This is a genomic window from Aestuariivirga sp. (genome assembly GCF_044238155.1).
GTDB lineage: Bacteria > Pseudomonadota > Alphaproteobacteria > Rhizobiales > Aestuariivirgaceae > Aestuariivirga.
In genome coordinates, this window is the sequence record NZ_JBIIDX010000127.1 from 1 (window position 1) to 10,145 (window position 10,145).

General features: G+C 57.2%; 12 protein-coding genes and 1 tRNA gene. 6 read left to right on the forward strand and 7 right to left on the reverse strand.

Translation table 11 applies throughout. From position 1 onward, the window contains the following. The 3 genes from purH to htpX form a co-directional block, all read right to left on the reverse strand. Positions 1–1,015 (reverse strand): bifunctional phosphoribosylaminoimidazolecarboxamide formyltransferase/IMP cyclohydrolase (gene purH / locus ACILRN_RS12820; protein ID WP_395688870.1); only part of this gene is annotated, 1,015 nt, incomplete at its 3' end. A 106-nt stretch (positions 1,016–1,121) separates the two neighbouring features. Next, entirely contained in the window at positions 1,122–2,423 is a 1,302-nt protein-coding gene (locus ACILRN_RS12825) for an RsmB/NOP family class I SAM-dependent RNA methyltransferase (protein ID WP_395688871.1), read from the reverse strand. Positions 2,424–2,431: 8 nt separating this feature from the next. Continuing rightward, positions 2,432–3,343, reverse strand: a complete 912-nt coding sequence (gene htpX, locus ACILRN_RS12830; protein WP_395688873.1) for a zinc metalloprotease HtpX — start codon at positions 3,341–3,343, stop codon at positions 2,432–2,434. A 72-nt stretch (positions 3,344–3,415) separates the two neighbouring features. On the opposite strand from htpX, the gene ACILRN_RS12835 reads away from it, so the two are divergent. Further along, entirely contained in the window at positions 3,416–3,586 is a 171-nt protein-coding gene (locus ACILRN_RS12835; protein WP_395688875.1) for a DUF1674 domain-containing protein, read from the forward strand. On the opposite strand, the gene gluQRS is transcribed toward ACILRN_RS12835, so the two are convergent. Beyond that, on the reverse strand, positions 3,587–4,372 hold the full coding sequence (gene gluQRS, locus ACILRN_RS12840) for a tRNA glutamyl-Q(34) synthetase GluQRS (RefSeq protein ID WP_395688876.1): 786 nt from the start codon (positions 4,370–4,372) through the stop codon (positions 3,587–3,589). It lies immediately after the preceding gene. 144 nt (positions 4,373–4,516) lie between these two features. Here gluQRS and ACILRN_RS12845 point away from each other — a divergent pair, with 144 nt between their 5' ends. After that, positions 4,517–5,077, forward strand: coding sequence for an HNH endonuclease (locus ACILRN_RS12845; protein WP_395688878.1), 561 nt, complete (start codon positions 4,517–4,519; stop codon positions 5,075–5,077). Here the strand turns inward: ACILRN_RS12845 and ACILRN_RS12850 are convergent. From ACILRN_RS12850 to arfB, 3 genes are read right to left on the reverse strand one after another with little or no spacing between them, the layout of a single operon-like run. After that, positions 5,050–5,541: a disulfide bond formation protein B gene (locus ACILRN_RS12850; RefSeq protein WP_395688880.1), complete on the reverse strand. Its 492-nt coding sequence runs from the start codon at positions 5,539–5,541 to the stop codon at positions 5,050–5,052. The genes ACILRN_RS12845 and ACILRN_RS12850 overlap by 28 nt on opposite strands. Further along, positions 5,535–6,146: a YqaA family protein gene (locus ACILRN_RS12855; RefSeq protein ID WP_395688882.1), complete on the reverse strand. Its 612-nt coding sequence runs from the start codon at positions 6,144–6,146 to the stop codon at positions 5,535–5,537. The genes ACILRN_RS12850 and ACILRN_RS12855 overlap by 7 nt, the downstream gene beginning before the upstream one ends. A gap of 7 nt (positions 6,147–6,153) precedes the next feature. Continuing rightward, positions 6,154–6,573, reverse strand: a complete 420-nt coding sequence (gene arfB / locus ACILRN_RS12860; protein WP_395688884.1) for an alternative ribosome rescue aminoacyl-tRNA hydrolase ArfB — start codon at positions 6,571–6,573, stop codon at positions 6,154–6,156. A 64-nt stretch (positions 6,574–6,637) separates the two neighbouring features. Between arfB and ACILRN_RS12865 the strand changes: the two genes are divergently transcribed. From ACILRN_RS12865 to ACILRN_RS12880, 4 genes are all read left to right on the forward strand, one after another. Next, positions 6,638–6,723 (forward strand) — tRNA-Leu (locus ACILRN_RS12865). An 88-nt stretch (positions 6,724–6,811) separates the two neighbouring features. Beyond that, a complete protein-coding gene (locus tag ACILRN_RS12870; protein ID WP_395688885.1) occupies positions 6,812–8,080 on the forward strand; it encodes a D-alanyl-D-alanine carboxypeptidase family protein in 1,269 nt (422 codons plus the stop codon). A 5-nt stretch (positions 8,081–8,085) separates the two neighbouring features. Beyond that, on the forward strand, positions 8,086–8,976 hold the full coding sequence (locus ACILRN_RS12875; RefSeq protein ID WP_395688887.1) for a DMT family transporter: 891 nt from the start codon (positions 8,086–8,088) through the stop codon (positions 8,974–8,976). Positions 8,977–8,979: 3 nt separating this feature from the next. Continuing rightward, positions 8,980–10,101: a CobW family GTP-binding protein gene (locus ACILRN_RS12880; RefSeq protein ID WP_395688889.1), complete on the forward strand. Its 1,122-nt coding sequence runs from the start codon at positions 8,980–8,982 to the stop codon at positions 10,099–10,101. The last annotated feature ends 44 nt before the right edge of the window (positions 10,102–10,145 follow it).

Sequence of the window (10,145 nt, forward strand, 5' to 3'; positions counted from 1 at the left end):
CAGCTGACGGAGCAATGATTACCTCAGTGAACAGTTCCGTAATCTCGGCGGCTGTTTCAGGATCGAGAGGTCTGTTGACAGCGATGATGCCACCAAAGGCACTTACTGGATCACAGGCAAGCGCATTTCGATAGGCTTCAAGCAAAGATGTCCCGACTGCTACACCACAAGGATTTGCATGTTTGACGATGACGCAGGCAGGATTACCGGAATTCTCAAATTCTGCGAGGCATTCCAGAGCTGCATCCGTATCGTTGATGTTGTTGTAAGAGAGCTCCTTGCCTTGCAATTGGCGTGCCGCGGCAATACCAAAGCGCTTTCCCGGTGCAGTGTAGAATGCAGCTTTCTGATGTGGGTTTTCTCCATACCTCAAACTCTGCAAGCGCTGACCTCCGGTGGCGAAGACAGGACCGAGCTGCTCACCGTCCAGTTCCGCCATCCATTGTGAAACCGACGCATCATAACTCGCGGTGCGTGCGAAGGCCTTGGTGGCCAGCCGTTGGCGTGTCATCACGGTGGTCTGGCAGTGACTTTCAGTCAGTTCGGTCAAGACCGCCCCATAGTCTGCGGGATCGACAATGACGGTTACGAATTCATGAGTCTTGGCAGCGGCCCGAATCATTGCTGGCCCGCCGATGTCGATGTTCTCGATCACCTCTTGCCGCGAGGCGCCCCGGTCCAGTGTCGCCTCGAAGGGATAGAGATTGACCACCAGCAGATCAATTGGCCGAATGTCATGCGCCGCCATCGCGGCCCGGTGATCTGGATTGGTGCGCAGGGCCAGAAGCCCGCCATGAATGGCCGGGTGGAGTGTTTTCACCCGGCCATCCATGATTTCCGGCATTCCGGTGATGGTTGCAACCTCGGTAACCGGCAGTCCAGCTTCTGACAGAGCTTTCGCTGTACCACCGGTCGAGATGAGCTCGACTCCAAGGGAGACCAGGCCGTGAGCGAATGCAGTGAGCCCGGTTTTGTCAGACACGGAGAGCAGGGCGCGGCGAATCGGTTCGGTCATCTCAACCACTGGTCTATTTTGGGTCGTCGCTGTTCAGATCGGCTGGCGAGGTTTGGCTTGATCAATCCAGAATCACGTCTAGCAGCTTGGCGTGGGTGTACAACCCTCAGGCTCGTCGACGCATCAGAGCTGCAAAAAAGGCGTCCATGCCGGCCTCCTGGCCATATGCCATGGAGGGCAGGGTTCGCACCCAGCCCTCTGGCCGGAGGGCACCATCGGGCAAAACAGGTTCCGTGGCCGGGGTCAGCTCGAAATTGGGATTTTCTTCAAGGAATGTCTGTACCTGTTCTTCCCCCTCTTCGGGTTCGAGTGAGCAGGTGCAGTAAACGAGGAGACCATCAGGCTTGACGAGCCTTGTCGCTGCCTGCAGGAGCCGGTGCTGAGTATCGGCCAGTCTCGTGACCTGGCTTTCCTGCCTGATCCAGGGGAGTTCGGGATGGCGGCGGATTGTTCCAGTTGCTGAGCACGGGGCATCAAGAAGAACAGCATCCCATTGACCTGACAAACGCCCGCTCAGGACGTCGGCTACCTGAACCTCCGCCGTGAGCCTGGTGCGCGCCAGATTGTCATGCAGAAGTCTGAGGCGGTCTGCCGATATGTCCACGGCAGTGACGTGAGCACCCATGGACGCCATTTGCAGAGTCTTGCCACCTGGTGCTGCACAGAGGTCGAGAACCGATTTTCCGCGAAGTTCCCCGAAAAGACGGGCCGGGATGGTTGCTGCAGCATCCTGCACCCACCAGGCGCCCTCCTGGAATCCGGGAATACTTGGAATGGCGGAATACTCTGCAGCAAGCCGCAACTGGCCGTTTGCCAGGATCGTTCCGCCCAGTCGATCCGCCCATGGCGCAACGCTCTCCGTGAAGCTGATGTCCAGTCCAGGCTTCTGCGAATGAGCAGATGCTATGTCACCCGCGTTTGCAAGACCGTAGGTCCTTTGCCATCGAGCCCAGAGCCAATCGGGGGTGTTGAGCCGCGGGGCGTCGAGGTCTTGCAGGAGCGCCGGGCCTTCCACTGCCACCCTGCGCAGAACCGCGTTGACCAAGCCTGCAAAATGTCGGGCATGGCCGTCCGCCTTTGCAGAACGAACCGCCAGGTCGATGACTGCATGCGCGGGCATGCCAAGAAACAAGAGTTGGGATATCCCGAGAGTCAGAATGTCATGCGTCGGCCCGGACTTGCGTGGCAGGGGGCGGTCGACGAGTTTTTCGAGGATCTTTCCGATTTCGCCGCGATGGCGAAATGCCGTGAGGACAATCGAAGAGACCAGTGCTTGATCACGGTGCTCGAGACGTCCAAGTCCGGAATGGCCCCTGACCGCCTCGTCGACCGTGAGCCTCTTGCTGATGATCGTTTTCAGCACATCACATGCGAATTGGCGAACTGCCAGGCCAGGCGATTCCGCCATTCGAGAGCTCAGCCCCACGGGCCTGAAGCACGAGGCGCGGAAGTATTCCACGGGCCAACAGGCCGAGCCTCATCGCCCATCTCCTGGGCAATGCGCCGAAGCGCGTCAATCCGGTTATGTGGGTTCGGGTGTGTGGAGAACAGCCCGTCCATACGTGCACCCGAGAGTGGATTGATGATGAACATGTGTGCAGTGGCAGGATTGGCTTCAGCTGCGGGATTCTCAATACGGTGAGCCGCATTGGAAATCTTTGCAAGCGCCGAGGCCAGCGCAAGCGGCTGGCCCGAAATTTCCGCTCCACCGCGATCCGCGCCATACTCCCGTGTCCGACTGATCGCCATCTGGACCAGCATGGCGGCCAGCGGCGCCAGAACAACCATCAAGATAACGCCGATCACCCCCAGAGGATTGTTGCGGTCACGGTTTCCGCCAAACAACATGGCAAAATTTGCCAGCATGGAAATCGCACCGGCAATTGTGGCGGTCATCGTCATCACAAGAGTGTCGCGATGCTTAACGTGTGCCAGCTCATGGGCCATCACGCCAGCAAGTTCATCGCGGCTTAAAATCTGAAGCAGGCCGGTTGTCGCCGCGACAGCGGCATTTTCGGGGTTTCGCCCGGTTGCGAAGGCGTTGGGCTGCGGATTGTCGATGACATAGACCTTGGGCATCGGAAGCCCTGCATTCCGTGCCAGGTCTTCGACAAGGGCATAAAAGTCGGGCGCGGACTGGCGATCAACCTGCCGCGCGCCATACATGCGCAAGACCATCTTGTCGGCGTTCCAGTAGGCAAACAGGTTCATGCCGGCGGCCAGCAAAAAGGCAAACAGCATGCCTTGCTCCCGGCCAAGCAAATAGCCTACCGCGAGAAACAGCCCCATGAGTCCTGCCATCAGCAAACCGGTCCGCAGCGTGTTCATACGCCAAACTCCTCCTTGCCAAACGAACGCGACGCCCCTCATATGATGCCAGACACCAAAAACAGCAAGGTCATGAACTCAAAGATCCTTTCACCTGAAGCCCGGCGCGCGCTGGCCGAGGCTGAAGAACGAAACAAGATGCGACAGACACCGCGTTTTCCGCGCGAGGTGAATGGCAGGGCAGGCCCTGAGCCGACCCGGTACGGTGACTGGGAAAACAAGGGTCTCGCGTCTGATTTCTGACTAGGGGAAGCCGAGGATCTGCCGAATTTCGGAAGGAGCCATACCTTCGCTGCGGAGCTGGCGGAGGGCTGTGCTGCCTTCGCTCTTGGATAGCTTCCTGCCATCTGCACCCTTGATCAAATCGTGGTGCTGATACTGGGGCGTGGGCAGGCCCAGAAGCCGCTGCAGCAGCATGTGCAGGGGCGTCGCCGGCTCGATATCACGGCCACGCACCACATGTGTGATGCCCTGAAGTGCATCGTCTGTAACCACAGCAACATGGTAGCTTGAGCCCACCGTGCGTTTGGCGATCATGGCGTCACCCCAGACTGCCGCCGCGTTGTCGCCGAGGCTTGCCATGTCGAGCCGCCAGCCGTGGGCGTCTCCGCCCGCAATCCGGCGCTCGGCCACTGGCCTCGGCAGCAGCCGGCACGTCCCCCCATAAAGCGGCTGCCCGTCAGGATCCCGCGCTGCAAGCGCATTTGCCTGCACGTGCCTGCGGGAGCAAAAGCAAGGGTAGATGGCGCCGATCTTCCTCAGCTGGGCGAGGCTGGCCTCGTAATCCGCAAAATGCTCGCTTTGGATGCGCACGGGGCGTTCCCACTCAAGGCCAATCCAGGCGAGGTCCTCGAAAATCGCCGTTACAAATTCGGATCGAGCCCGGCTCCCATCAGTATCTTCGATTCTGAGCAGGAACCGACCCTGATACTTGGCTGCCAAGCTGGAGTTCAACAGTGCGGAATAGGCATGCCCGAGGTGGAGAAAGCCATTGGGCGAGGGTGCAAAGCGAAAGACGGGAACGCTCATGATGGCCTCTTGCGATCAATCCCGGCAAAGGTCAAACCGGGTATACATCGTGGCTCCGGTCAGGCCCAAGTGGATGAGGGGGCTTCACAGGATCGCCATACTAGATATAGTAAAAGCCTAAGGATTCGGAACCGAGAGGTGTGCTTGCAATTCGCGCCGGTTGCGCCGGAAGCCTGTCCAGCCCTGGTCCTCAACGCGGATTTCCGCCCGTTGAGCTACTATCCGCTGTCACTGTGGTGCTGGCAGGACACCATCAAGGCCGTGTTTCTCGACCGTGTGAACATCGTATCGGAATATGACCGGGTTGTTCGCAGCCCCAACTCGGAATTCCGGCTTCCCAGCGTTGTATCGCTCAAGACCTATGTGAAGCCCTCCCGCACCCCGGCCTTCACCCGCTTCAACGTGTTCCTGCGTGATCGATTCACCTGTCAGTACTGCGGTGGTCATGAGGATCTGACATTCGATCATGTTGTGCCGCGCTCAAAGGGCGGACAGACCACGTGGGAGAATGTGGTCGCAGCCTGTTCGCCGTGCAACTTGGTGAAGGGCGGGCATCTGCCCCAGCACATCAACATGTACCCAGCCCAGAAGCCCGTGCGCCCAACCGTCGCGCAGTTGCATCGCAATGGCCGTTTCTTCCCGCCCAATTATCTGCACGAGAGCTGGCAGGATTATCTCTACTGGGATACGGAACTCGATCCCTGACCGCGGAAGCCTGCAAGCGCAACACTTGCCAGAAGAAGTGAAATCAATGCGTTCCAACCTGCCAGCGAGAGGCCGAGGATTCGGATCGCCGGGGTATCGCAGAGCACCACAGCGCGACTCAGATCGGGAAGACCTCCGGACAGCCCGCCAAGATCGCTGCAGGAACTGGGCCCTGGCCAGAATTTCCATTCGACGCCGGCGTGATAAATTCCAAACGACATGCTACCCAGCCAGATGGCTGCAAGCAGTAAAAATCCCATTTGCGCAAGCCGAGAGTTCGTTGGCAGCAAAAGTGCAACAACTGCAGCGAGGGGCACCGCTGCGTAATAGGCCCAGCGCTGCTTGAGACATAGCTCACAGGGAGCATAACCGAAGTATTCGAAAAGCCACGCTCCCACAATCGTGGCCGAGGCTGCCACAAGGATGAAGAGTACCGCAGCCCGCGGCTTGAGTTCACTCAACATGCGCTCAGACTCCCAACAATTCCAGTATACTTGATCGCAACATACAACCCGATCATCCCCGCTGCCAGCAAGACTGCCAGCAAACCCAGTCGCCGCTCGATGAACTGCTTGACTGGCTCGCCGAACCTCCGGAGTGCCCAGCCAAGGGCAAAAAACCTAGCCCCACGGGCAAGCACGCAGGACACCACGAAAAACAAGAAGCTGATCTGTGCCACACCCGCAAGAATGGTAACGACCTTGATCGGCGGAAGATGACTCAGGCCTGATGTCACAAGCAGGAGCATCAGCGTGTCTTCGCCCGCACAAATCTTCAAGTGCTCGAACTCATCGAACTTGCCGTAGAAATCGAGAACTGGCCGCGCCACCGCCTCAAACGCCATGTAACCGAGGATATAGCCAGCAATACCACCCAGGGTGGATGCTATTGTTGCAATAAGGGCAAAGCGATAGGCCCTCTTTGGCCGGGCAAGCGCCATTGGAACAAACAGGACATCTGCCGGAACCAGAAAAACCGAGCTTTCGACAAAAGCGATAACGGCAAGCCAGGCTTCTGCTGTCTCACGGGCTGCAAGTGCCAGTGTCCAATCGTAAAGGCGTCTCAGCATGTTCTCTTCAATCACTCTCTGACAGAGAACGCCGCAGCTTCTTGGTTCTTGCATGCCTCGCCTTTGCGTCCAGACGCCGCGTCTTCGAGGCACGCGTTGGACGGGTGGCGATGCGCCGCTTCGGCTGATGAGCTGCCTTGCGCAGAAGCTCCACGAGTTTCTGTAACGCTATTTCGCGGTTTCGCTCCTGCGATCGAGTCTCCTGTGCGGTGATCAAAATCACGCCCTCCTGGGTCAATTGCCGGCCTGCGATCGCCCGGAGCCGGGTTTTCAAGTCGAGTGGCAAGAAAGCCCGTTCGACGTTGAATCGAAGCTCGACGGCAGTCGATACCTTATTCACATTCTGGCCGCCTGGCCCTGAGGCGCGGGTGTAGGACCACGCAATGTCATCTTCATCAATGGCAATTGAGTCGGTGATCCGGATCATGGACCCGTTTCTCCTCCTTTAAGGTTGACGGCGCAAGAGCGGGCAATTATGCGATTTCTAGCGTGCCTCTGTGGCGGAATGGTAGACGCGGCAGACTCAAAATCTGTTGCTCGCAAGGGCGTGGGGGTTCGAGTCCCTCCAGGGGCACCAACAGCCTGTGTCCTGCTGGCGCAGGCGGGCGTGTGGTCGTGATGTGCGAGGGGCTGGTCCCTGCTTGACGTTCCGGAGTTGAACAGGCTTGCCTCACCTTCAGCGTATCCTTTTGATCTTGCTGCTGCTGATCGGGCCTGTACCAGCTGTGGCTGGTGGGCCCTCCCTGCTATTTGACCCGGTGAGTGGAGAAGTTCTTTCTCAGGACCGCGCCGGTGAGCCTTGGTATCCGGCTTCTCTCACCAAGTTGATGACGGCCTACATCGTGTTCCAGAAGGTTCAGGCTGGTGGACTGACCCTCAAGCAAAAGGTTCCAGTTTCGGCAGCCGCCAATTCACAGCCACCAAGCAAGATTGGTATGCCAGTTGGCGCCAATGTGAGCGTGAACTTCGCGCTTGAGGCGATGCTGATCTATTCTGCCAATGATATGGCATATGTGCTCGCGGAGGCCTCGTCTGGAACAGTTGCGGCCTTCGCCATGGAGATGAACCAACAGGCCCGCCGCCTCGGGATGAATGGCAGTCATTTCGTCAATCCCAACGGGCTTTTCGATCCTCGCCAGATAAGTACGGCTCGCGATCTTGCCCTTCTTGCCTCTGCCATTCTCAGGGATTTTCCCGAATATGGCCGTTATTTCTCGAAGCCATTCATGACGGTGGGCAAGCGGAAGCTGGCAAATCGGAACTCGCTGCTGCGGCAGATGCCGCAAGCTGATGGCATGAAAACTGGCTTTGTGTGTGGATCGGGATTCAATCTCGTTGCAACAGCAACGCGTGATGGGCGGCAACTGGGCGCTGTGATCCTGGGAGCTGGCAGTGGAAAGCATCGAGCCGACCTTGCCGAGATGCTTCTGACAGATGGCTTCTCGCGATCTGTAGACAAGAGACCCCAGCTTCAAACGCTCGAAAACGTTCCGACCGGCTCCTTCGTTCCGGCCGACATGACAAATTCTGTCTGCAGAAACAAACCGCTGACATTGGCGCGTTCTTCCGAGCTAGGTGGATGGGGGATCTCCTTCGGCAATTATGAATCGGCTGCTACAGCCGATATGGCGCTACGCGGCAGGATGTTGAGCCCATCGGGCATTGGCCTTCCAGGCTCGCCAGGCATCATCAGGCTACCCGAGAATCGTGGCTTTGCGGCTGCCGTGTGGAATCTGGATGAGTCAACCAGTGTTGCAGCCTGTATTCGATATCACCGTGAGAACGCGCCATGTGAAGTCATCTCCCCGGCTGTTTTTGCGAAGATAGCAGCGCTTTTGCCTGATCGGACACAGGGCTCATCCTCAACTCCTCAAGGCGAAAACAAGCGTAAACCTAAGGCCGGTGTACCGGTGAAAAAGAAGAGCAAGAGCTGACCAACATGATCAATCGTGCAGGATTGGGGATTGCCTGCGCACTTGGCGCAGCCGCACTCTATGGTCTGGTACCAAATTTTGTCCGTGCGGCCTATGTCAATGGTGTACCGCCTATTGAAAGTACTCTGTTCCGAACATTCATGATCTCAGTCGCCTTTGCCATCATTGCCATCGCGAAAAATGAGAGGTTTTTCATTCCGAAAGCAGCGCTCCCAAGTTTTGTTGGGCAGTCCATCTCGACCCTTTTTGTTTCCGTCGCCTATCTTGCTTCTGTACAGTTCATTCCTGTTGGTCTGGCCGTTATCATCTTCTTCTCGTTTCCAGTGCTGATCATGTTGCTGGCGCCTCTCGTCGAGGGCCGAAATCCTGGCATGGTTAGAATAGCAATTGCATTGGTTGCCTTTGGCGGACTGGCGATTGCAATCGGTCCCAGTATCGAAGGCCTGGACGTACGGGGAATACTGCTGGCAGCACTTGCATCCGTTGGTGCGGCTTTGCAGTTCTTTTCGGGCCGTGCCATCTCACGCTACATGACACCGGCAGTATTCGGGAGCCTCGTGCATATGGTCATTCTGCCTCCGATCCTGCTGATCGCTATTTTGGCAGGTTCGGGAACACTCAGGGTGCTTCCCGGAGGAACCGCCAACATGATGGGCATTTTCTTCCTGTGTGGACTCGCCGTCGTCTATATCATCGCCTATATGGCGCATATGCTTTCTTTGCGATTTGCAACGGCATCCACGGTTGCCCCCTTCTTCAATCTCGAACCGGTGGTCAGCACGGCTGCTGCCGCGATCATTCTTGGGGAGCGGCTGCAGATGAATCAATATGCTGGAGGGGGGCTTGTTCTTGCCGCGCTCGTGGCGTCGACGATCTACGGACGATGGAAGAAGTAGTTCATGGCGAATATCCCATTACCTGTTGCAGTTCTCACTGGCTTTCTGGGGGCCGGGAAGACCACACTTCTCAATTTTCTTCTCAAGGACCCGTTTTTGGCCGATGCGGCCGTGATCATCAATGAGTTTGGTGAGATAGGCATTGATCATCTGCTGGTCGAACGATCAGATGAGAATATCGTTGAACTTGCCTCAGGATGCCTGTGCTGCACCATCAGGGGAGATCTCATCGTTACTATTCATGACCTGCTGGCACGGCGGCAGAGGGGCGAAGTCCGCCCCTTCAACCGGATTTTGATCGAGACAACAGGACTTGCCGATCCCGCACCAGTTCTTCATGCCGTGATGAGCGAGCCAAGCCTGGTGGCTGCCTGTCGGCTGGAGGGGGTCATAACGGTCGTTGATGCGGTCAATGGCATGGCAACACTCGACTCACATCCCGAAGCTGTGAAGCAGGTTGCTGTCGCCGATCGGATCGTGTTGACCAAGGTTGACCTTCTCGTTGGCCGCGAGGGCGAGGAGATGCTGTTTGCGATCATCGGGCGTTTGCGCAAACTCAACCCGGCTGCCCGCCTGCTGACCACCCACCGTAACGAGGCTACTGCCGAACGGCTATTCACCATGGGTCTTTTTGATCCAAAGACCAAGACACTCGACGTACAAGGCTGGCTTTCTGCGGAAGCCTATGTGACCGGAGAAAAACGAGGCCGACGGCATCGCCAAGATGATCATGGGCATAGACATGTGCACGATCATGATGTGTCACGTCATGACGAGCATATTCGGTCCTTCAGTTTTACTGAAACCAACCCCGTAAGCCCACAGGGACTTGAATTGTTCATGGAGTTGCTAAAATCCTATCACGGCTCGAATCTCTTGCGCATGAAGGCAATCGTGCGGGTGTCAGATGATCCGAGTCGGCCGGTGGTCCTGCACGGCGTTCAACACGTATTCCATCCACCAGTGAGACTTCAGGCCTGGCCCGATGCTGATGAAAGGACCCGCTTCGTGTTCATTGTCAAGGATATCGAAAGATCTATGATCGAGAAGCTGTTCCGGGCATTTACGGACCAGATCGGAGGGTCGGAGATCCTTACTGACAAGACGCTTTCGCTCAAGAGGTGAACAAGACATGACGCTCAAGCTCTATGGACTGTCAAAATGCTCGA

Excerpts from the sequence above, each read along its gene's own strand:
- ACILRN_RS12875 (WP_395688887.1), top strand. The coding sequence starts at position 8,086 with ATGATCAATCGTGCAGGATTGGGGATTGCCTGCGCACTTGGCGCAGCC.
- ACILRN_RS12825 (WP_395688871.1), bottom strand. The coding sequence starts at position 2,423 with ATGGCGGAATCGCCTGGCCTGGCAGTTCGCCAATTCGCATGTGATGTG.
- ACILRN_RS12835 (WP_395688875.1), top strand. The coding sequence starts at position 3,416 with ATGAACTCAAAGATCCTTTCACCTGAAGCCCGGCGCGCGCTGGCCGAG.
- ACILRN_RS12850 (WP_395688880.1), bottom strand. The coding sequence starts at position 5,541 with ATGTTGAGTGAACTCAAGCCGCGGGCTGCGGTACTCTTCATCCTTGTG.
- gluQRS (WP_395688876.1), bottom strand. The coding sequence starts at position 4,372 with ATGAGCGTTCCCGTCTTTCGCTTTGCACCCTCGCCCAATGGCTTTCTC.
- htpX (WP_395688873.1), bottom strand. The coding sequence starts at position 3,343 with ATGAACACGCTGCGGACCGGTTTGCTGATGGCAGGACTCATGGGGCTG.
- ACILRN_RS12855 (WP_395688882.1), bottom strand. The coding sequence starts at position 6,146 with ATGCTGAGACGCCTTTACGATTGGACACTGGCACTTGCAGCCCGTGAG.
- ACILRN_RS12880 (WP_395688889.1), top strand. The coding sequence starts at position 8,980 with ATGGCGAATATCCCATTACCTGTTGCAGTTCTCACTGGCTTTCTGGGG.
- arfB (WP_395688884.1), bottom strand. The coding sequence starts at position 6,573 with ATGATCCGGATCACCGACTCAATTGCCATTGATGAAGATGACATTGCG.